This is a genomic window from Pseudarthrobacter sp. NIBRBAC000502771 (assembly GCF_006517215.1).
In the GTDB taxonomy this organism is placed as follows: domain Bacteria; phylum Actinomycetota; class Actinomycetes; order Actinomycetales; family Micrococcaceae; genus Arthrobacter; species Arthrobacter niigatensis.
Map to the genome: position 1 here is coordinate 4177426 of NZ_CP041187.1, position 20950 is coordinate 4198375.

General features: G+C 67.5%; 15 protein-coding genes and 1 tRNA gene. 4 read left to right on the forward strand and 12 right to left on the reverse strand.

All coding sequences use genetic code 11. From position 1 onward, the window contains the following. Positions 1-39: 39 nt before the first annotated feature. The 6 genes from NIBR502771_RS19370 to NIBR502771_RS19395 all read right to left on the reverse strand — a co-directional run bounded on the left by NIBR502771_RS19370 (position 40) and on the right by NIBR502771_RS19395 (position 7139). Positions 40-2676 (reverse strand): LuxR C-terminal-related transcriptional regulator, encoded by a 2637-nt coding sequence (locus NIBR502771_RS19370; protein WP_246839743.1) that lies wholly within the window; start codon positions 2674-2676, stop codon positions 40-42. Positions 2677-2884: 208 nt separating this feature from the next. Further along, complete coding sequence (gene pth / locus NIBR502771_RS19375; RefSeq protein ID WP_141161136.1) at positions 2885-3490, reverse strand: aminoacyl-tRNA hydrolase; 606 nt, start codon at positions 3488-3490, stop codon at positions 2885-2887. A 119-nt stretch (positions 3491-3609) separates the two neighbouring features. Continuing rightward, positions 3610-4230 carry a 50S ribosomal protein L25/general stress protein Ctc gene (locus NIBR502771_RS19380; RefSeq protein WP_141161137.1) on the reverse strand — a complete coding sequence of 207 codons (621 nt, stop codon included), beginning with the start codon at positions 4228-4230 and terminating at the stop codon, positions 3610-3612. A gap of 272 nt (positions 4231-4502) precedes the next feature. After that, positions 4503-5483 (reverse strand): ribose-phosphate diphosphokinase, encoded by a 981-nt coding sequence (locus tag NIBR502771_RS19385; RefSeq protein WP_141161138.1) that lies wholly within the window; start codon positions 5481-5483, stop codon positions 4503-4505. Between the two features lie 2 nt (positions 5484-5485). Beyond that, complete coding sequence (gene glmU, locus NIBR502771_RS19390; RefSeq protein ID WP_141161139.1) at positions 5486-6964, reverse strand: bifunctional UDP-N-acetylglucosamine diphosphorylase/glucosamine-1-phosphate N-acetyltransferase GlmU; 1479 nt, start codon at positions 6962-6964, stop codon at positions 5486-5488. 103 nt (positions 6965-7067) lie between these two features. Continuing rightward, positions 7068-7139 (reverse strand) — tRNA-Gln (locus tag NIBR502771_RS19395). A 133-nt stretch (positions 7140-7272) separates the two neighbouring features. Here NIBR502771_RS19395 and NIBR502771_RS19400 point away from each other — a divergent pair. Continuing rightward, positions 7273-7899, forward strand: a complete 627-nt coding sequence (locus NIBR502771_RS19400; protein ID WP_141161140.1) for a TetR/AcrR family transcriptional regulator — start codon at positions 7273-7275, stop codon at positions 7897-7899. Positions 7900-7948: 49 nt separating this feature from the next. Here the strand turns inward: NIBR502771_RS19400 and NIBR502771_RS19405 are convergent, their stop codons facing one another. The 5 genes from NIBR502771_RS19405 to NIBR502771_RS19425 all read right to left on the reverse strand — a co-directional run bounded on the left by NIBR502771_RS19405 (position 7949) and on the right by NIBR502771_RS19425 (position 14108). Next, positions 7949-9775, reverse strand: a complete 1827-nt coding sequence (locus NIBR502771_RS19405) for an ABC-F family ATP-binding cassette domain-containing protein (RefSeq protein WP_141161141.1) — start codon at positions 9773-9775, stop codon at positions 7949-7951. Positions 9776-9807: 32 nt separating this feature from the next. Next, positions 9808-10767, reverse strand: coding sequence for a 4-(cytidine 5'-diphospho)-2-C-methyl-D-erythritol kinase (locus NIBR502771_RS19410; protein ID WP_141161142.1), 960 nt, complete (start codon positions 10765-10767; stop codon positions 9808-9810). Further along, complete coding sequence (rsmA, locus tag NIBR502771_RS19415) at positions 10764-11636, reverse strand: 16S rRNA (adenine(1518)-N(6)/adenine(1519)-N(6))-dimethyltransferase RsmA (protein ID WP_141161143.1); 873 nt, start codon at positions 11634-11636, stop codon at positions 10764-10766. Before rsmA ends, NIBR502771_RS19410 begins: the two co-directional genes overlap by 4 nt. A 110-nt stretch (positions 11637-11746) precedes the next feature. Then, positions 11747-12919, reverse strand: a complete 1173-nt coding sequence (locus NIBR502771_RS19420; protein WP_141161144.1) for a resuscitation-promoting factor — start codon at positions 12917-12919, stop codon at positions 11747-11749. 283 nt (positions 12920-13202) lie between these two features. Continuing rightward, positions 13203-14108, reverse strand: coding sequence for a TatD family hydrolase (locus NIBR502771_RS19425; protein WP_141161145.1), 906 nt, complete (start codon positions 14106-14108; stop codon positions 13203-13205). Positions 14109-14272: 164 nt separating this feature from the next. Between NIBR502771_RS19425 and NIBR502771_RS19430 the strand changes: the two genes are divergently transcribed. The 3 genes from NIBR502771_RS19430 to NIBR502771_RS19440 are packed head-to-tail and all read left to right on the forward strand — an operon-like array spanning position 14273 to position 19311. Then, entirely contained in the window at positions 14273-15373 is a 1101-nt protein-coding gene (locus NIBR502771_RS19430; protein ID WP_141161146.1) for a MoxR family ATPase, read from the forward strand. 9 nt (positions 15374-15382) lie between these two features. Further along, the gene (locus NIBR502771_RS19435) at positions 15383-16846 is read left to right on the forward strand and encodes a DUF58 domain-containing protein (protein WP_141161147.1); all 1464 of its coding nucleotides are present in this window, start codon (positions 15383-15385) and stop codon (positions 16844-16846) included. After that, the gene (locus tag NIBR502771_RS19440) at positions 16843-19311 is read left to right on the forward strand and encodes a DUF3488 and transglutaminase-like domain-containing protein (protein ID WP_141161148.1); all 2469 of its coding nucleotides are present in this window, start codon (positions 16843-16845) and stop codon (positions 19309-19311) included. Before NIBR502771_RS19435 ends, NIBR502771_RS19440 begins: the two co-directional genes overlap by 4 nt. 58 nt (positions 19312-19369) lie before the next feature. Here NIBR502771_RS19440 and NIBR502771_RS19445 read toward each other — a convergent pair whose 3' ends face one another. Next, entirely contained in the window at positions 19370-20869 is a 1500-nt protein-coding gene (locus NIBR502771_RS19445; RefSeq protein ID WP_141161149.1) for an NAD-dependent succinate-semialdehyde dehydrogenase, read from the reverse strand. Positions 20870-20950 lie beyond the last annotated feature (81 nt).

The window sequence follows — 20950 nt, forward strand, 5'->3', positions numbered from 1 at the left end:
CCGGTAAGGAGCCGGTGCGCAGCCGCCGGCTTGTGCCCGTTAGACGAGTCCAGTCAGATCACCCCTTGAAGTCACGCCCAGCTTAGTGAAGACCTGGTACAGGTGGCCTTCCACGGTGCGGACCGACACGCCCATTTCCATGGCGATGTCACGGTTTGAGGCGCCGCGGCCGGCCATCCGGGCAATTTGCCGTTCCCGGCTGGTCAACAGGGGGCTCCCGCTGCTGGGCACGATGGGCAGGTTGGACACGGTGGCGGCCAGGATGTCGAGCCGCGCCTGCGCAGTCCTTGCCGAGAGGGCGTCCCCGTCCTGCCGGGCGAAATCAACCGCCAACGCCATGCACCGGGCTTCAACGGCATCCAGCTCCAGGGTCGCTGCGAGTTCGCCGCCGGCAAGCAGCGCCTTGGCATCCTTCGTCCTGCTCCCGAGGGCAATCAGCCGTGAAACTTCGGCCAGCGGACCCTGGCGGTGGCCTGCGATGTCTTCCAGGAGGCGGAAGTCGGTATCGCTGCCATTCACGGTTGCAGCCAACAGGTACATGCCGCCCAGGGTGTGCCTGCCTGCTTCCAGGTTGCGGCGGGCACCCTGTTTCAGTCCGGCCACGGCCTCGGAGTCGCCCAGCCAGCGCCCGGCGACGAGGGCGCAGAACTCGATGATGCTCTCGGTCGCGAACCCTGCCTTGCCGGTTGTCCTTTGCAGCTTGGCCAGGTACTTGCGGGCAAAAGCGGCGTTCCCGGTCTGCGCATAGGCCAAGGCCGTGGCAGCGTACGCCGTTCGCAGGGCCGCCTGGACCGGCTGCAGCTCCAGCTGCGCAGCGGCGGAGATCAGGGGTTCAAGGGCCGCCTCGCCCCGACCCGAGAAAGCGAAAGCCACCCCGGCCGCGAGTTCGGTGGCGGCGCTCCGGTACGGCAGCCGGTGGGGCTGCCCGGTGCTGAAGGGGCTGAGGAGGTCGATGCAGCGCCGCCACTGGCCCGCCACCAGCAGGACGAAGTAGGCCTCCCTTGTGTAGCGCTCACGGAGCCCAACGACGTGCGAGGCGTCAGTGAGCTGGCCGCCGAGTTGGCGCATGAGGCTCAATGCGTCCATCTCCCGCCCGGTCAGCGCCAGGGCGCTCATGAGGGTGATGGCTGACTGGAACCGGAACGCGGTGTCCGGGTTGGCCGCGGGATCGGCCGCCCGTTCCAGCGCGGGAATCATGGCAGCGTAATCGCCGGTATGGGCCTGGTATTCGAATTCGCTCAAGGAGATGCGGTTGGTTGCCACGGCTGCCGGTGCAGGCCAGACCGGATGCTGCGCCGTCCTGTCAAGCCATTCCCTGGCGGTGGCCAGCAGTTCGGGGACCTTGCCCTCATGCTCAGGGATGTAGCGCATCACCCGCGCCTTGGCGGCGACCACCTGGGCATACTCTTCGGGATCGAGGGCCTCGAGCTCGGGCCAGGAAATACTTTCCAAGGCTGCCAAGGCCTGGTCCGGCATGTCCAGCTGCAGGTATGCCGCAGCCTTTTGCCGCTGCGCGGACGCCCATCCGGCATCGGTCCGCTGCACCATCTCCGCATAAGTCAGGGCGAACCGGGGGTCGAAGAGCTGGACTGCGGCCTCGGCGGCTGCCAGCGCCAGCGCAGGAGCCAGTTCGGCCTCGCACTCGTGGGTCCAGGCAGCGAACGACATCAGTTCATCCACCGTCATGGTTGCCGGGTCCGGCTCCCTGCCGCCCAGGAGTACGTTGCGAAGCTCGCGCCGCCGGGAGATGCTCAGCCAGGTCCTGACAACGTCCCCGATGTATTTCTCCCGCAGCGACACCCAGCGGTTCTCGGAGTCGTCGATCTCGAGCAGCGCACCGTCCTCCATGTCCGCAACCACATCCGCGCCATAGATCGCGGTGAGGCTCGACAATTCCACCCGCCGGGCGCAGGAGAGCATCTCGATGACCTCCCGGGCTTCGGGAGTTTCCCGTGACCAGCGGGAGCGGACGATGTCATCAAGGCTGGCGGCGCCGTCGAGCACCACCTTGTCCCGCAGCGTCCAGACCGAATCGGAGAGGACCAGGTTTCCGGAGAGCTGCTGTTCGGTGACAAGGGCTTTGAGCAGCAGCGGATTTCCGCCCACCATCTGGTGGTAGGTGCTGACCAGGGAGGAAGCGACCCGGTGTCCCAGCAGCGACAGCAGCACCTGCCTGGTTTGGAGCTCGTTGAGGTTGCTGAGCCGTACTTCGGTCAGCTTCCGGTCCGTCAGCAGCCAGTGGAAGTCAGCGGGGAGGTCGCTGGAGTTGGGGGCGACGGCAACGATTTTCGCAGTGCCGGTCAGCAGGACGTTCAGCAGTACGCCCGCGCTCATGTCGTCGATGCAGGCTGAGGTGTCCAGCGTAATGACGCACGGCCTGCCGGCGGCGTCGCTGCGGATCAGTGAGGTGATGCCCCTGAGGATGGCGGTGGGCGACCCCATGTAGGCCTGCGGCAGCCGTGCCAGCAGGAATGACAGGCAACCGTAGGGGGTGGCGGATCCCGAAGGCCCGCTCCGAAGCTGCAGGGACCAGATATCGGGGCCAAGGTCCGCCACGGCAGCGCGGGCAAGGGAGGACTTGCCCACTCCCCTGGGGCCGGTGATCACCACGCCCAGGGAGTTTTCGCTGGTCAGGGCGGTGCGGACGGCGTCGAGGTGGGCGCTTCGTGCAGGCATGGACCATTGCTGGCCCTCCGGGGCCCCGGAGGTTGGCGTGGGCAGCCCGTCACCTTGCGGCGTTGACCCACGTCCCCAGCTGAGTGGCTCGATTGACATGAACTTTTCCCCTACATCCTGCAATAGCGGGATGTAGCCCCATTGCTCCCCCGCATAGGAAGAAGAGTACCCCGTGCCACAGACAGGGAAACAGGGCCGGAGGGAACTTTTACGATTCCGGTGGGCGTATTTCCGTTTTGGCCGGGTGGAACTTCTGCTGCGCGGCGGTGAGCCCCTCACGGAGCAGGGTCTCCACGGCGTCGGCGGCATCGTCCAGCAGGAAGGGTAATTCCTTGTGCTCCGCGGTGCCGAAGTCGCGAAGAACGAAGTCGGCAGTGTCCATCCGTCCGGGCGGCCGTCCCACCCCTACGCGTACCCGGAGGTAGTCCTTGGTGCCGAGCGCCTTGGAGATGTCCCGCAACCCGTTATGGCCGCCTTCGCCGCCACCGAGTTTGAGTTTGACCGTGTTGAAGGGGATATCGATTTCGTCATGCACCGCGACAACATGGACTGCGGGGATGCCATAGAAGTTGGCCAGGGCGGACACGGGGCCACCGGATACGTTCATGTAGGTCATTGGCTTCGCGAGGACCACCCTGGGGCCGCCGATGCCCAGCCGGCCTTCGAGGACCTGGGCGCGGGCTTTGTGGGTCTTGAAGCCGGCACCGATGCGGCCGGCGAGTTCATCGAGCACCATCTGGCCGACGTTGTGCCTGTTGCCGTGGTACGGCGTGCCGGGGTTGCCGAGGCCAACGATCAGCCAGGTGTCAGTCATGGATTCAATCCTAGGGGGACGGCGTGGACAGGATGGCAGACCGAAGGGACGCCGGGCTGCGGACATGGCAGTGGCCGGGCCCCGGGAGGGGTCCGGCCACTGCGGGAAGTGCGGAGTGGTTACTCTGCTGCGGCTTCTTCTGCTGCGGGAGCTTCCGCTGCTGCGCCCTCGGCGGCAGCTTCGGTTTCAGTTTCCTCGGCGATTTCAACGGCCTCGGAGATGTTGATGACCAGTGCCTCGGCGTCGGTCAGCAGGACGGTGCCCTTGGGCAGGACCAGGTCGGAGCCGTGGATGTGCTCGCCGGCGCCGCGGCCTTCGATGCTGACGACGACGGACTCGGGCAGGTGGGTGGCCTCGGCTTCGAGGGACACGACGGTCAGTTCCAGGTTGTGGACGGTGCCGGGGGCGGTTTCGCCTTCAACGTGGACCGGAACGTCAACCGTGACCTTTTCGCCCTGGCGGACGGTCAGGAGGTCGATGTGCTCGATGATCTGCTTTACGGGATCGCGCTGGATGTCCTTGACCAGGGCCAGGTGGCCTTCGCCGTTGATGTCCAGGGACAGCAGGGCGTTGGCGGTGCGGACCGCGAGGGTGGTGGCCTTGGCCGGGAGGGTGACGTGGATGGGCTCTGCGCCGTGGCCGTAGATGACGGCGGGGATCAGGTTGGCCATCCGTGCGCGGCGGGCGTAGCCCTTGCCAAATTCGGTGCGCAGTTCTGCTGCGAGCTTCTGCTCAGACATGGAAAACTCCTTGAAGACTAAACGGTGTTCAGCAAGGGCGGAGGTCTGGTGTGACCTTCAACGCCGGGCGGCCCGGAGGCGGCCCTTCAAGAAGGCGGTCCCTGCGAAAGGACCTGCAGACCCAGTCGATAACGGAGGCTATGCCCTCCCTCGCCAAGGTATCGCCTAAGAGACTACCAGTACGGGGACCTTTTCCTTAAATCCCCACCGGCCCCCTGAGCCCGCAAGCTCGCCCAGGGAACCCTGCCGGCGGGGTTTCGTCAAGTACTGTCCTAGGCCTTGCCGTCGAAGAGGCTGGTGACCGAACCGTCGTCGAACACTTCATGGATGGCCCTTGCAATCAAAGGCGCGATGGAAAGCACCGTGAGCTGCGGGAAGCGCTGGGACGAATTCAGCGGCAGCGTGTTGGTGACCACCACTTCGCGGGCACCGGACTCGGAGAGGCGCCGGGCCGCGGGCTCGGAGAACACGGCATGGGTGGCCGCGATGATGACATCCTTGGCGCCGGCGTTCTTCAGGACGGTGACGGCCCCGGAGATGGTTCCGCCGGTGTCGATCATGTCGTCGATCAGGACGCAGGTGCGGCCCTCGATCTGGCCCACGACGGTCTTGGAGACGGCCTGGTTGGGGACGGTGAGGTCGCGGCTCTTGTGGACGAAGGCCAGGGGCGCGCCGCCCAGCCGTTCGGCCCACTGTTCGGCGACACGGACGCGGCCGGTGTCCGGCGACACCACGGTGATGTTGTCCGAACCCACCCGGGTGCGGATGTAGTCGGCCAGCAGCGGGATGGCCATCAGGTGGTCAACCGGGCCGTCGAAGAAGCCCTGGATCTGGGAGGTGTGCAGGTCCACGCTCATGATGCGGTCCGCACCGGCGGTCTTGTAGAGGTCCGCCACCAGCCGGGCGGAGATCGGCTCGCGGCCGCGGCCCTTCTTGTCCTGGCGGGCATAGGGGTAGAACGGCGAAACCACGGTGATCCGTTTGGCGGAGGCACGCTTCAGCGAATCGATCATGATCAGCTGTTCCATGAGGTGGTTGTTCAGCGGGGCGGGGTGGGCCTGGATCACGAAGGCGTCGGTACCGCGGACGCTTTCACCGGCCCGGACGTAGATCTCACCGTTGGCGAAGTCGTAGGCATCCAGCGGGAGGAGTTCGGTGCCGAGCTCCTTGGCGATTTCCCTTGCCAGCTCAGGATGTGCCCGCCCGGAGGCGAGCACCAGCTTCTTCTCGCCGTGCGCCGTAATTTCGCTCATTGTTACTTGCCCTCTTCTGTAGATGCCGGGGTACTTGAGGAGTCGTGGGTGGCCGCCTGGGCCAGCTCGGCGGAGCGGGTCCCCGGGCGGTGCGCCGGGACCCAGCCTTCGGTGTTGCGCTGGGCGGCGATGCTCAGGGCAAGGGCGCCGGCCGGTACGTCCTTGCGGATCACCGCGCCGGCGCCGCTGTAGGCACCGTCCCCCACGGTGACCGGGGCAACAAAGACCGTGTTGGAGCCGGTGCGGACACCTGAGCCGATCACCGTGCGGTGCTTCTTCTCGCCGTCGTAATTGGCCGTGATGTTGCCGCAGCCGATGTTGGTGTCCTCGCCGATTTCCGCGTCCCCGGCGTATCCCAGGTGGGACAGCTTGGAGCCGCGGCCAATGGTGACGTTCTTGGTTTCGTAAAAGGCGCCGATCTTTCCCTTTTCACCAAGCACGGTGCCGGGGCGAAGGTACGTGAAGGGGCCGACGGCGGCGCGCGGGCCGATCACCGAGCCGGAGCCGTGGGTGCGGACCACCGTGGCGCCCTCGCCGACTTCGACGTCGGTCAGGGTGGTGTCGGGGCCCACGACGGCGTCCCTGGCCACCGTGGTGGTGCCGTGAAGCTGGGTGTTGGGCAGGAGCCGGACGTCCTGGTCCAGGGTGACGGACGAATCGATCCACGTGGTGGCAGGGTCCACCACGGTCACGCCGGCACGCATCCACGCTTCCACGGTGCGGCGGTTCAGCTCTGCACCGAGGGCGGCCAGCTGGACGCGGTCATTGGCGCCCTCCACCTGCCAGCGGTCGGCGGTGACGACGGCGGCCACGCGGCCGCCTGCCTCGCGTGCCAGTCCCAGCACGTCGGTGAGGTACTTCTCGCCCTGGGCGTTGTCCGTGGTCACCTTGGCCAGCGCGTCACGGAGCACGGCGGCGTCGAAGGCGTAGATCCCGGAATTGACCTCACGGATCAGCCGTTCGGCCTCGGAGGCATCCTTGTGTTCGCGGATGCCGGTGACGGAGCCGTCCTCTCCGCGGAGGATGCGGCCATAGCCGGCGGCGTCATCCAGGACCGCGGTGAGGACCGTAACGGCGTTGCCGTCGCGCTCATGGGTGGCAACGAGTTCCGTCAGCAGCCCGCCGGACAACAGCGGCACGTCGCCATAGGTCACCACGACGGTGCCGGTGAGGTCCTGGTCAGCGTGCAGCGCCTCAAGCGCGGCTTCAACGGCCCGGCCCGTGCCCGGGACATCATCCTGGTCCACGATCACTGCCTGCGGATCCAGCGCCGCCACGTGCGCTTCCACCAGGTCGCGTTCATGGCGCACCACGATGGCAAGGCGCTGGGGGGCGATGCTGCGGGCGGCGCGGAGGGCGTGGCCCACCATGGACAGGCCGCCGATTTCATGCAGGATTTTGGGGGTACGCGATTTCATCCGGGTACCGGCGCCTGCTGCCAGAACAATTACAGCGGCCGGGCCGGCATTCTCGGGGATCACGTACGGGCTCTCCTTGCTTCGTTGTGCTGGCGCTTGGCGGTGCCCGGCGGGCCAAGCCGCCGGGCACCGGGTGCCATCCTCATGATCGCGCCCCGCGCAGCAGTTCCGCCCATAGGATTCGAACCTATACTCCACGGCTCCAAAGGCCGGGGTGCTGCCGTTACACCAGAGCGGACCGTGCCGGAAGTCTCAAGCCCCGGGCACAAGTCCCTATTTTGCCACGGGTTCAGGGCCCTGCGCGACACGGGGCGTTCGGCCGCCGCCCGTCCGGCTGAATCCCGCCGCCGGCGGTGGGGCATGATGGGAAGGTGAGCAACAACCTTCCGCGGATGCGGATGACTGGCCTGCAGCGCCGAAGCCAGCTGATCGACGTCGGCCGCGGCCTTTTCGCTGCCCGGGGGCTGGATGGAACCACCATTGAGGAAATCGCCGCCTGCGCGGGAGTGTCCAAACCGGTCATCTACGAACACTTCGGTTCCAAGGAAGGGCTGTACACCGAAGTGGTGGATTGCGAATTCCACATCCTGCTGGACGCCGTCAACGCCGCCCTGACCGAGCAGGCCAAACCGCGCGTCCTCGTCGAACGGGCCGCCTTGGCCCTGCTCACCTATATCGAGGAGCGCACGGAGGGTTTCCGTATCCTGATGCGCGACGCTCCCCCGTCGCAGCCCGAGGGCGCGTTCTCCACCCTGCTCTCCCACGTCACTGCCCGCGTGGAGCACATCCTCTCCGACGAGTTTTCCCGCCGCGGCCTCAGCGGCGAGGACGGCGCCATGTACGCCCAGATGCTCGTGGGCATGGTGGCCATGACCGGCCAGTGGTGGCAGGACAGCCGCCAGCCGGACAAGCACACCGTGGCCGCCCACCTGGTCAACCTCGCCTGGAACGGCCTCACCGGCCTGAAAAAGGACCCGGAGCTGCAGTCAGAGTTCTAGGCGCTGGTCACCTTCGCGGCGCAGGGCCGTCTCCGGCACCCAAGGTGATCTAGTCCCCCAGGAGCTCGGAGGACTCCAGCCACTCCAGCTCCAGGGCGTCCTTTTCGTCCGTAAGGTCCTTGAGCTGCTTGTTCTGGTCGGCGAGCTTGTCGAAGTCGCCGGCTTCGGTGGTCTTCAGCATCAGGTCGTGAAGCTTCTTTTCGTCTTGGTCGAGCTTCTTGAGCTGCCGTTCGATCCGGTTGAGGGCCTTGCGGGCCTCCCGCTTCTCCGCCTCGGAGGGGCCTGTGCCAGTCGCTGCTGCCGCGGCCTGGGCTGCACTGGTGACGGGGTTTCCGCCGCCCGTGACGGTTGAACCGGCCAATGCCGCTTCACGCAGTTCGAGGTACTGGTCCACGCCGCCGGGAAGGCCGCGGAGCCTTCCGTCGCCGAGCAGGGCCATCTGGTGGTCGGTGACGCGCTCCAGCAGGTAGCGGTCGTGGCTGACCACCACCAAGGTGCCCGGCCAGCCGTCCAGGACGTCCTCCACTGCGGCCAGGGTATCGGTGTCGAGGTCGTTGGTGGGCTCATCGAGCATCAGCACGTTGGGTTCGCCCACCAACAGCCGGAGGAGCTGCAGGCGTCGCCGCTCACCGCCGGAGAGGTCGCGCACTGGTGTCCACTGCTTCTGGTTGGTGAATCCGAGCTGCTCCACCAGCTGGCCGGCCGTGAATTCCTTGCCGCCCACGTTGAACGAACGCTTTTCCCGCTCGATGACCTCGATGACGCGCAGGTCAGCGACGTCGTCGAGCTCCTTGACTTCCTGGGTGAGGACCGCGGTGACCACGGTCTTTCCCCGCTTCAGCCGGCCGGCGTCGGGCGTGATCTCGCCGTTGAGCAGCTTCAGGAGGGTGGTCTTGCCGGCGCCGTTGACGCCCACCAGGCCCAGCCGCTCCCCCGGTGCGAGGCGGAGGGTGATGTTGTCGAAGAGCTTCCTGCCCTCATCGCCCTGGAAGTTCAGGGACACGTTCTCAAGGTCCAGGACGTCCTTGCCCTGGCGCGCGGTGGCCATCTTGCTCAGGGCCATCGAGTCGCGCGGAGCCGGAACGTCCGCGATGAGCGCGTTGGCTGCCTCGATCCGGAACTTCGGCTTGGCGGTGCGGGCCGGGGCGCCGCGGCGAAGCCAGGCCAGTTCCTTCTTGACCAGCTGCTGGCGCTTGCCTTCGACCACGGAGGCCATCCGGTCCCGTTCGGCCCTGGCCAGCACATAGGCGGCGTAACCGCCTTCGAAGGGGTCCACGATCCCGTCGTGCACCTCCCACGTCTTGGTGCAGACTTCGTCGAGGAACCACCGGTCGTGGGTGACAACCAGGAAGGCGCCCTGGTTGGGCCGCCAGCGCGTCTTCAGGTGCCGGGCCAGCCAGGCAACACCTTCGACGTCGAGGTGGTTGGTGGGTTCGTCGAGCATGATGACGTCGTGGTCCTCGATGAGGAGCTTTGCCAGGGCCACGCGCCGCTTCTGGCCGCCGGAGAGGGCGTGCACGTTGGCGTGCCAGTCGACGTCGGACACCAGCCCGCCCATGATCTCGCGGATTTGCGGGTTCCGCGCCCACTCATAATCCGCCTGGTCGCCCACGATCGCGGCGCCGACGGTCAGGTCGCCGTCGAGGACGTCGCTTTGGTCCAGGTACCCGACATTGACGTCACCGCGCTTGGTGACCCGGCCGGAGTCGGGCGTGGAGCGCAGGGCCAGCAGCCGCATCAGGGTGGACTTGCCGTCACCGTTGCGGCCCACCATGCCGATCCGGTCCCCTTCCTCCAATCCCAGGGTGATGCCGTCCAGGACGGTGCGGGTCGCGTAGGAAACCGTGAGGTTCTCGCCGCCAAGAAGGTGTGCCAAGGGAACTGCTTTCTGCTGCCGGACTGGAAGTATTAAAGGAGGGTGTCGGAGATGATGCGCGCGCCCGGGACCGGGCCGTGGACAGGGAGCGCCGTCAGGCCGTAGCGCTGCAGGTCCTCTGCCAGGGCAGCGGCCGCAACGGAGTCCTCGGCCAGCAACGCCACGGTGGGACCGGATCCGGAGACCATGCCCGCGATGGCGCCATGGGATTCACCGATTCCCAGCGTATCGCGCAGCGCAGGCGCGAGTTCAATGGAGGCACGCTGCAGGTCGTTCACCAGTACGCGGCCCAGGGACTCGGCGTCGCCGCCCCGCAGGGCCGCAAGGATTTGCGGATCAACCCCGGTGGGTTCTTCGGCGTCGATTCCCCCGGCCCCGCGCAGGCGGTCCAGGGTCCGGTACACCTCGGGCGTGGAGAGGCCGTAATCCGCCACTACCAGCACCCAGTGGGTTTGCGCCTTGGCCAGGGCCGGAGACAGTTCGTCCCCCAAGCCGAGGCCGACGGCGGTTCCGCCCAGGAGCGAGAACGGAACGTCAGCGCCCAGTTCCCCTGCGAGGTGGGCCAGCTCCTCGCGGGACAGCCCGCTGTTCCAGAGGGCGTCGCAGGCCAGGAGCGTGGCAGCGGCGTCGGCGGAACCACCGCCCATGCCGCCGGCCACCGGTACCCGCTTGGTGATCTCCAAATGCACGCCGGTGGCGTGTTCCGAGACGTCGGCCATGATGGCGGCCGCCTTGTAGGCCAGGTTGCTGCTGTCCAGGGGGATGTCGACGTCGTCGAGGTCCAGGGTGCTTTCCGGACTGAGGCTGATGGTGATGCCGGGGGCAGCGGTACTGGTGGCGGCCACTTCCTCGTACAGGGACACCGCGAGATAGACGCTGGCCACCGAGTGGTAGCCGTCCGCCCGCAGCGGCCCCACTGCCAGGGACACGTTGACCTTGCCGGGCGCCTTGACCCGGACGGTCCTGGCAGCGAAACGCCCTGCCGCGCTCACGGGCGGTTTTCCCTGGCTTCGGCGATCCGGGCGAATGCGGCGATGTCGATGACTTCGCCGCGGGCGGTGGGGTCCACGCCCGCCGCGAGCAGGCAGCGTTCGGCTTCCGGTGCTCCGCCGGCCCAGCCGGCCAGTGCCGCACGGAGCGTCTTGCGCCGCTGCGCAAACGCAGCATCCACCACGGCAAACACCTGCTCGCGCGTGGCAGTGGTGGCCGGTGGTTCGCGGCGGGTGAAGGCCACCAGGCCCGAGTGGATTTTCGGGGCCGGCCAAAAGACGTTCATGCCGATCACACCAGCCTTGCGCATCTGGCTGTACCAGGCGGCCTTGACGGACGGCACACCGTAGGTCTTGGATCCCGGCCCGGCGGCCAGGCGGTCCGCTACCTCGTCCTGCACCATCACCAGTCCGTGCTTCAGGCTGGGGAAATGCTGCAGCAGGTGCAGCACCACGGGAACGGCCACGTTGTACGGCAGGTTGGCCACCAGGGCGGTGGGATCCACCGGCAGTTCGGTGACCTTCATGGCGTCGGCGTGCACCAGGTGGAAGGCGTTGGCGGCGGCGGGCCGCCATTCCTTCACGGTCTCGGGGAGCTTTGCGGCGAGGACAGGATCGATCTCGACGGCGACGACCGCCGCTGCGGCATCGAGCAGGCCCAGCGTCAGGGAGCCGAGGCCAGGACCGACCTCAAGCACCGTTTCGTCCGGCCGCACGCCCGCGGCCGCAACAATGCGGCGGATCGTGTTGCCGTCGATGACAAAGTTCTGGCCCAGGGTCTTGGTGGGCCTGACCCCGATTTCCGCTGCCATCCGCCGAATGTCGGAGGCACCGAACAGCGGTGCGGGCACGGCGGGGATCGGTTCAGTCACCTAGGTATCCTATCCCGCGCGGCACGCCGGCCCTTCCGGCTAACGGCAATGGCCGGCCCCGGAGTACCCGGGGCCGGCCATTGCCGTCAGCTGCGCTTGTGCCGTGCGGATCAGCGGCTGGCTGCCCAGCCGCAGCCCCACGGCGACAGGCCGCGCTGAGCGTAGACGCGGTTGGCGATGTCGATCTGCTGGGCTTTGGTGGCGAGGCTCGCATTCGGGGCGTAAGCGCCGCCGCCGGCGCCGATCCAGGTCTGGATGTCAAACTGCAGGCCACCGTAATAACCGTTGCCGCTGTTGATGCTCCAGTTGCCGGTGGACTCGCACTGGGCGATCTTGTCCCACATGGCCTCGTTCATCATGGCCGGTGCTGCCGCGCCGGTGTTGGCACCTGCAGCGGCGGGGGCCGCCGCGGCCTGGACGGCCGGCTTGGCTTTGGTGCCCACGGTGACCTTCTCGGTGACGGGCTGGACTGCGACATTCTCCGACACCAGGGTGCGGGAGGCCTCCCGGCCATCCACAAGCACCAGCTTGAAGGTGCGCTCGATCTTCCCAGCGGTCCCGGCCTGGGTCACCTGCTTCTCACCCTTAAGCATGTCAGCGCTTTCGGCCGTGACCGTATCGAAGGGGACGTCCTCGCTGGTGACCGCGGTCTGGCCGGTGTCCACCCGGGAAACCTTGATGACCATGTTGTTCACCACGTTGGCGTTGGCCGGCTGCGAGGTGCGGTCGTTGGCGCCGAGGGTCACTCCGGAGTCTTCAAGGACCTTGCCCACCGTGGGGGCGGTGGTGGTGGCCGTGTTGACCTTGCCGTCCGCAACGATGCTGACGGTCTTGGGCGTGGAAATGGCGACGTAGGAACCAGCCAGCGCAAGGGTGGCATCCTTCGGCGCCGACACGGAGGAGGCGCTGGCCACACCGAGTTCGGTCACCAGGTCCTCGACGTCCTGCGCCGTGGTGTTGACCGTCTTCTCGGCCCCGTCAAGGCTGACCTTGACTTCCTTGGCCTGGTTGATGTTGATGATGGTGCCGTCCTGAACGGTGGCGTCCAGGGAGGGCGAGACGCGGTCGCCGGGCTTCAGGTCCAGGTTGGCGCTCTTGACCACCTGTGCCACTGTTCCACCAAAGGACTGCACGGACGACGCTTGGCCGTCCACGTTGAGCGTGACTGTTTTGTTATTGCCCACGAAGGCTACGAGGCCTGCGACCAGGCCGCAAAGCACCAGCAGCTGGGCGCCAACCTTAATAAAGCTGAACTTGCCGTCCGATGTGAAGAACTTGATCACGATTGCCCGTAACTCTCGGTCCATCCGGGCACGGGGAATGCGCAATAAAATTCCCGGAGCAACCTCGAAAGAAAGGAGGGTCCGGGCACCGGTGCGCCGCCACACTCCGCACAGCTGAATGGCCGGATATTGGTCAAGCCGGGCCGGCTGCAAGTGGAGTGAAATTACCCGTTGGCCTTCCCCGACCCCGGCTAATAGTTGTCCACTGTAACCGTAGCGTTATAAAGCAGCCAACATTTTTGCATACCAGGTATACGGCCGGCGGTGGTGCGGCAGGCAGCGATCAGGACCAGGATCCGTATGCCCGTACGGTATTTTCGCTGATTGCGGTGCACAGGGCGGCAAGGTCGGAGCCTGTCAATTCTGCCATGGCCCGCACGGTGTAAGGGACCATGTAGCTCGCGTTCGGACGCCCCCTGTGCGGGTGCGGCGTGAGGAACGGGGCGTCCGTTTCCACCATGACAAGCTCCCGGTCAGCGACCGCGAGCGCGGCCCGCAGGTTTGCAGCGTTCTTGAACGTCAGGGTGCCGGCGAAGGACATCCACCAGCCCTGCTCATTGCACGTCCTGGCAAGGTCTTCATCCCCGGAGAAGCAATGGAACACCACCCGTTCCGGCGCCCCTTCCTCCCGGAGTACCCGGACCACGTCACCGTGCGCGTCCCGGTCATGGATCTGCAGGGTCAGGTCCAGCCGCTTTGCGATATCGATGTGGCGCCGGAACGAGTACTCCTGGTGCCGCAGCCCCGCCCCTTCCGTGCGGTAGAAGTCCAGCCCGGTTTCGCCGATGGCCCTGATGCGGGGATGCGCGGCGAGCTGTTCGATCTCGGCAAGGGCCGCTTCCAGTTCACCCCGGGCCGCGTACTGCGGGGCATCGTTGGGATGCAGTGCCACCGCTCCCAGGAGCCGTTCGTCCAGGTCCACCGCTTCCACTGTGAACCGCGAGGACTCCAGGTCGCAGCCAACCTGCACAGCACCCAGCACCCCGACGGCCTCTGCTGCGTCGAGGGCAGCCTTGACCCCTACCGGGCCCTTTCCTTCCGGGAAGTCCAGGTGGGTGTGGTTGTCCATGACCGGGACCGGCAACGGTTCCGGCGCCGGCGGGAAATTCCTGCGGCGTCCTGGGCCGGGATCCGTGGTTGCATCTGCGGCAGGCGCCCGGTAGGCGGGGGGAATGGACGATTCGCACATCCAATCAGCCTAGCGGCCACATGACTCCCCCATATTTGCCGGAACTCTCTGTCAGGCAGGGCAGTTGTGTTAGTAGTCTGGAACGAACACACGCGCACGCCCACCGAGGGGCGAAGGCAGGCTTGCTGTCACGTCCAGGTGAAACCCGGGCTGAAAGGTTGCCGATGGAACCCCACCGACGCACTGCCAACAATGGAAGCGCACCGAACCTCAACCTGGCCGGCGTCGCCGATCCCGTCAGCCACCTGAACGGCCACAGGCCGGCACCCATGGAGTCCGGGGCCTTCCACGCAGCCGCGCAACGCATCCTGACCACCGTCAACACGGTCATCGACGGCAAATCCGATGCCGCCAAGCTGGCGCTCACTGTCCTCCTCGCCCAGGGCCACCTGCTGGTGGAGGACGTGCCCGGCGTCGGAAAGACCCTGCTGGCAAAAACCCTTGCCCGCACCATTGACTGCACCGTCAACCGCATCCAGTTCACCCCCGACCTCCTGCCCTCCGACGTCACGGGGGTGTCCATCTACAACCAGGCCTCCAGGCTCTTCGAATTCCGGCCCGGTGCAGTGTTCGCCAACATTGTTATCGGCGACGAAATCAACCGGGCATCCGCCAAGACCCAGTCCGCACTCCTGGAATGCATGGAGGAGCACCAGGTGACGGTGGACGGCACCTCCTACAAACTCGATGAGCCGTTCATGGTGGTGGCCACCCAGAACCCCATCGAAATGGAAGGGACGTATCCGCTGCCCGAGGCACAGCGGGACCGCTTCATGGCCAGGATTTCCATGGGCTACCCGGACATGGACGCCGAGATCGAGATGCTCGAGACCCATCAGGCGGTCTCGCCGCTGGCGAACGTCTCCCCCGTGGTCACAGCCGGCGACGTCGCCGCCATGATTGCCAGCGTCCAGCAGGTGTTCGTGTCCGGGCCGGTGAAGGAATACACGGTGTCAGTGGGCAGGGCCACGAGGGAAAGCCCGCTGCTGCGGCTCGGCGCGAGTCCCCGGTCCATGCTGCAGCTGCTGCGCGCCGCCAAGGCCACAGCAGCCCTGGACGGACGCAATTTTGTCCTTCCGGACGATGTAGGCGACGTGGCAGAGGCAGTCCTGGCGCACAGGATCATCCTTGACCGGAAGGCTGCCGGCGCCGGCGAAACACCGCACAGCGTCCTGCGGGGCATCCTGTCCAGGCTGCCCGTGCCGCAGGCTGCCGCCGGGCAGCCCGACCGGGCCGGGGCCGCCGCCGGCAGCAGGAACCGCTAGGCGGATGCCATGGCCCTCCTGGACAAGCTCCCGCGGCACCTGTTCACCAGGCGCGGGTGGGGCATGCTGGCAGCAGGCGCCTTCGCGCTCGCTGCGGCCCAGGTCATGGGACGCCGTGACCTCCTGACCCTGGCACTGCTGCTGCTTCTGCTGCCCCTTGTCTCCCTTGCCGGCGTCCGCCTCGTCAAACCGCGTTTCCGGGTCTACCGGGAATTCAACCCCTCCCCGGTGGAAACCTCGGCGCCGGCGGTGGTCTCCCTCGCGGTGGCCAGGACCGGCCCGGGCAGCGGGCGGGTGGTCATGGAGGAGCGGCTCCCGGCGCAGTTCGGCCACCCGCCCGCCTTCCGGTTCCCGTCCCGCGCCGCCACCGGCGGCACCAGCCGCTACGAATACCACCTCACGTCCAGGTATCGCGGGCAGTTCAGGATTGGACCGGTCACGGCCGAGTTCACCGACCCCTTCGGTCTGTCGCTGCACCGGCGGTCCATTGACGACGGCGACGTCCTCACCGTGACGCCTGCCGCCGTCGTCCTGCCTGCCACTGGATTGGCAGGAGCCCGGGGCAACGACGGCGTCACCGCCACGCGGGTCCGGGCGAACCCGAGCGATGACGACGTCATGACCCGCGAATACCGCCACGGCGACCCGATGCGGAGGGTCCACTGGGCTGCCACGGCCAGGCACGGGGCCCTGATGGTCCGGCAGGAGGAATCCGTGACCACGCCGGAGGCGACCATTATCCTGGACCACCGTTCCGGTGCGTTCGCAGGTGGGCCGGGCACCTCGTCCCCGGGGCTGCGGGGCCACGACGGGCATGCGCCGGCCACCAGCGACACGTATGAATGGTCGGTTGTTGCTGCCATATCCGTCAGCGCGCACCTGGCCGAACGCAATTACGGCCTTCGCCTGCTGGATGCCGGAGGCGAACCAGCGTTCCTGCACTCGCCCTCTTCCCCCGAGCCGGCGGCCGAGGAGTACAGCGGCCCGTCCGGCCTGCAGTCGATCGCCGAAAGCCTGGCTGCGATCCACCTCTCCGGCCCGCTCCACCCACGGCGGGACGGCGTACTCCCGGACAAAGGCGGGCGTGCCGCGGAGCACCGGGCCGCGGGAACGCGGCCGCATCCGGGCATCGACCAGGGGCCGCCGGCGTTTGACGACCACTTGATGGACAAGCTCTCCGCCCACCGGATGCGGGGGCCGCTGATTGCAGTGCTGGGCCGGATTACCGGCGAGGAAGCGGCGGCCCTGGCTCCGGCTGCCGCATATGGCACGGACGCATTCGCCCTCCTGGCGGTGGAACGTCCCGCGGAGTTCCAGCATGTCCTGGAGGTACTCCGGCAGGGCGGCTGGCGGGCAGTGGCCGCGGGGCCCAACACCCGGCTTTCTGCGGTGTGGGGCCAGTTCGGGCAGGAGCCGGCCCTCCCGGTGGCGCCGGCGTCGGAGGTCCGCCGGGGAGCGGGGGTGGCCAAATGACCATGGCACCGGCCCGGCCAACGGGTGAGGGGCAGCAAGCGCACGACAATCCCGGGGTGCCTGCCCGGCGAACGGGCCCGGGGGCCTATCCCTGGGCCATGGCGGCAGCCATTGCGGCGGCGGCCTGCGGCGCTGCCCTGTCCCTGAACGGCGTCCTTCGCGGCTGGAACTGGTACTGGGCCGCCATGACCACGGTAGTGGCGGTGGCCTTCACCATGGCAGCACTCCGTTCCGTCCGCGCCCAGCCCCTGCTGGTGACCGCCGGCGGGTTCGTGGCCCTGGGCGGGGTGCTGACCCTGACGTTTTTCCGCAGTTCCAGTTTCCTTTGGGTCTTCCCCACCGGAGCCTCACTGCCTGAGCTGGACAAGTTGATCCAGCGCGCCAGCGAAACAGTCCTGGCCGAGACAGCGCCCGTGGCGCCGAACGCCGGAATTGTCATGGTGGTCTGCGCCATTCTCGGCCTGGCCGTCATCCTGGTCGATGCCCTCGCGGTGCCGTTGGGCATGCCCGCGGCTTCCGGCGTCGGGCTGCTGGCCCTGCTGGTGGTCCCGGCCATGATCAAACCCCAGAGTGTGGGCGCCTGGAGTTTCGTTGCCACGGCGGCGGGGTACCTGCTGATCCTTGCCTGCAGCCAGTGGTTCGCACCGGACGGCAGGGTGCAGGGCGGGTCGGCACGCAGCCCGGGGCTGATGCGGCGGGCTGCCGTCACCGGCGCCGTAGCCCTGGCCGCCACCCTGGTGTTGCCCCTGGCCATTCCCGGCTTCGACCGTGGCACCTTCCCGCAGGGATCACGGCTGAACCCGTGGGGCAGCTCCACCGGCCTCAACCCGATGATCACGCTGGGCAGCAGCCTGCGCACCCCTGACGGAAGCGGCAGGATCACGTACGCCACCAATTCGCCCGTACCTCTCTACCTTCGCTCGGTGACGGTGGAGAATTTCGACGGCGACTCCTGGGGCCCGGATGACCGTACCGGCTCCAGGGTGCCGTTGGACGGCCGGATCGACCCCGGCTATCCGGTCCTCACCGACGAGCAGGTGCGCCTTGTCACCGCCATCGACGCCGGGTCCTTCACGAGCCCGTACCTCCCGGTCCCCTATGCGCCGGAAACCGTCAGCGGCCTGGGCGGCCAGTGGACCTGGGATCCCGCCACGCTGAGCATCAAGGGCACTGACACCACCACCCGGCGGCAGGAGTACCTGGTGACCTCGGCGGTGCCCAAGCTCACTTCAGCCCTGCTGGCCCAGTCCTCGGGTCAGGCCCGGGGCATCGCCGATGTGTTTACCAGGGTCCCGGGCAATGTGCCGGACATTGTGAAAGCCACGGCGCAGAGCGTAGCTGGAGGCGCGGGGACTCCATACCAGAAGGCCATGGCCATCCAGAAGTACCTCCGGTCCTCCGAGTTCACTTACTCGCTCCAATCACCGGTGCAGGGCGGCTACGACGGCAACGGGCTCTCGGTCCTGGCCGACTTCCTGCAGCAAAAGAGCGGGTACTGCATCCACTACGCCTCCGCGATGGCGGTAATGGCAAGGCTGGAAGGCATTCCGAGCAGGATTGCCGTGGGTTACGCGCCGGGCAGGCTGACCGGGGCCAGCATCACGGTGGCCGGGCAGGGTTCGCTCCCGGAGTACGAGGCGGATGCGCGCGACGCCCACGCCTGGCCCGAGCTGTACTTCCAGGGGCTTGGCTGGGTGGCGTTCGAACCAACGCCCTCCCGCGGAGTTGTTCCCGATTACGCCACCGAGGCTTCGGCATCATCCGGTGCCGAGTCCCTGGGCAACAACGACGGACTCATTCCTGATATTGCCCCGGTGCCCTCACCGGCCGGCACGGCAACTGCGCAGCCCGTGCCCGGTGCAGGCGGCAGCGGCACCGGCGACGGCCCGCAGTTGCTGCCTTGGCTCCTCGGCACGGCCGGAGCCGGCGCCCTGCTGCTCCTGGCCGGCGCCCCGCATATGGTCCGCGCCGGCACCCGGTCGCGACGGCTGCACCCCAAGCGTCCGGACCTGGCAGTCCCCCTGGCGTGGAGCGAACTGAGGGACCTCGGCACCGACTATGGGCTGCCGCCCGGAGAGAGCGAGACGCCGAGGACCTATGCGGCCCGGTTCCGCAGCGCGCTGCTGGGCGAGCCGGACGGTATGGACCGGGACGCCCACGTGGCGGTGGCATCCCTTACCGCGGCCTTCGAACAGCACAGGTACGGCCGTCCCGGCAGTGAAGGGCCGGCGGGCGAGGACTTTGCTGCCGGGGTTGCCGCCGTGGAGGAGTCCCTCCAGGCGAACGCTACCCGGTCCAGGCGGTGGGCGGCCTCCTGGCTCCCCCGGTCCGTCATGCGCCGTTTGGGGCTGCTGCTGGGAATGCCGTTCAGCGCAGCGGGCCGTACCATCCGGAACCTGCCGCGTCCCGGGGGGCGGGCGGAGCCAGTAACGGACGACGCCGGCAGCAGGTCCCGCGGCGGCTGAACGCACAGTGCCGGCCGGGAAATTTCCCGGCCGGCACTGTGCTGGTCTCCAGCCGGAATCAGCCGGCGTATGGGTCGGCGATACCGATGTACTGCGTGTAGAGGTACTCCTCGATGCCTTCCAGCCCGCCTTCACGGCCCAGGCCTGACTGCTTCACGCCGCCGAACGGCGCCGCAGCGTTGGAGATGACGCCGGCGTTCAGCCCGAGCATGCCGGTCTCCAGCTTTTCGCCCATCCGGATACCCCGGTTGATGTCCTTGGTGAAGACATAGGCCACCAGTCCGTATTCGGTGTTGTTGGCCAGGCGGACAGCTTCGTCTTCGCTGCCGAAGGTGATGATCGGGGCCACCGGGCCGAAGATTTCCTCGGACAGGATGCGCGTTCCCTCGGCGACTCCGGACAGGATGGTGGGCTGGTAAAAGTAGCCCGGCCCCTCCACCGGTCCGCCGCCCAGGACGGCCTTGGCGCCGGAAGCGACGGCGTCGGAGACCAGTTCGTGGACTTTGTCCCGGCTCTTCGCATCGATCAGCGGCCCCACCTTGGATTCCGGCTCAGTGCCGCGGGCCGTGGTCATCTCCTTCATTTTCGCGGCGAACTTCTCCGCGAATTCGGCCGCGACGGACTCGTGGACGATGAACCTGTTGGCAGCGGTGCAGGCCTCGCCCATGTTGCGGAGCTTCGCCGCCATGGCGCCGGTAACGGCGGCGTCCAGGTCGGCGTCCTCGAAGACCAGGAACGGGGCATTGCCGCCGAGCTCCATGGAGGTGCGCAGCACGTTCTCGGAGGCATCGGCCAGCAGGCGGCGGCCAACTTCGGTGGACCCGGTGAAGGACAGCTTGCGGAGGCGGGAGTCCTTGATCAGGGGTCCGGTGGTAGCCCCGGCCGTGGAGGTGGGAATGACGTTGAGGACACCAGCGGGCAGGCCGGCCTCCTGCATGACTGCGGCGAACAGCTGGGAGGTCAGCGGGGTAAGGTTCGCCGACTTCAGCACCATGGTGCAGCCGGCCGCGACGGCGGGGGCAATCTTGCGGGTGGCCATGGCCAGCGGGAAGTTCCACGGGGTGATCAGCAGGCACGGACCCACCGGCTTCTTGGTGACCAGGAGGCGGGACTTGCCGTCGGGGGAAACGGAGTAGCGGCCAAAGGCACGCACTGCTTCCTCGGAGAACCAGCGCAGGAATTCAGCGCCGTAGGTCACTTCGCCGCGTGCTTCGGCCAGCGGCTTGCCCATTTCCATGGTCATCAGGAGGGCGAAGTCTTCGGCCCTCTCCGTCACCAGGTCGAAGGCCCGGCGGAGGATTTCGCCGCGTTCGCGGGGCGGGACCTTGGCCCAGGACTCCTGGGCTGCTGCGGCAGCGTCCAGGGCCGCCGCACCGTCCTCGGGGCCGGCGTCGGCGATGCTCAGCAGCACCTTCCCGGTGGCGGGATCCTCGACGTCGAACGTCTTGCCTGAAGCGGCGTCGCGCCACTCACCGTTGATGAGCAGCCCGGTGGGAACGGAGGCCAAAAGCCGGGTTTCGCGCTCGGCGGTAACGGCCGGCTGTGCAGTGACAGTCACGATGACTCCCTCGTCGGTAGGGTTGTGGCAGCCCGTCGCCGCGGCCGGAGTGACCGGGATCATGGGGCTGATTAACAGCCA

Excerpts from the sequence above, each read along its gene's own strand:
- NIBR502771_RS19370 (WP_246839743.1), bottom strand. The coding sequence starts at position 2,676 with ATGCCTGCACGAAGCGCCCACCTCGACGCCGTCCGCACCGCCCTGACC.
- NIBR502771_RS19425 (WP_141161145.1), bottom strand. The coding sequence starts at position 14,108 with ATGTGCGAATCGTCCATTCCCCCCGCCTACCGGGCGCCTGCCGCAGAT.
- NIBR502771_RS19385 (WP_141161138.1), bottom strand. The coding sequence starts at position 5,483 with ATGAGCGAAATTACGGCGCACGGCGAGAAGAAGCTGGTGCTCGCCTCC.
- NIBR502771_RS19430 (WP_141161146.1), top strand. The coding sequence starts at position 14,273 with ATGGAACCCCACCGACGCACTGCCAACAATGGAAGCGCACCGAACCTC.
- pth (WP_141161136.1), bottom strand. The coding sequence starts at position 3,490 with ATGACTGACACCTGGCTGATCGTTGGCCTCGGCAACCCCGGCACGCCG.
- NIBR502771_RS19440 (WP_141161148.1), top strand. The coding sequence starts at position 16,843 with ATGACCATGGCACCGGCCCGGCCAACGGGTGAGGGGCAGCAAGCGCAC.
- NIBR502771_RS19435 (WP_141161147.1), top strand. The coding sequence starts at position 15,383 with ATGGCCCTCCTGGACAAGCTCCCGCGGCACCTGTTCACCAGGCGCGGG.
- NIBR502771_RS19380 (WP_141161137.1), bottom strand. The coding sequence starts at position 4,230 with ATGTCTGAGCAGAAGCTCGCAGCAGAACTGCGCACCGAATTTGGCAAG.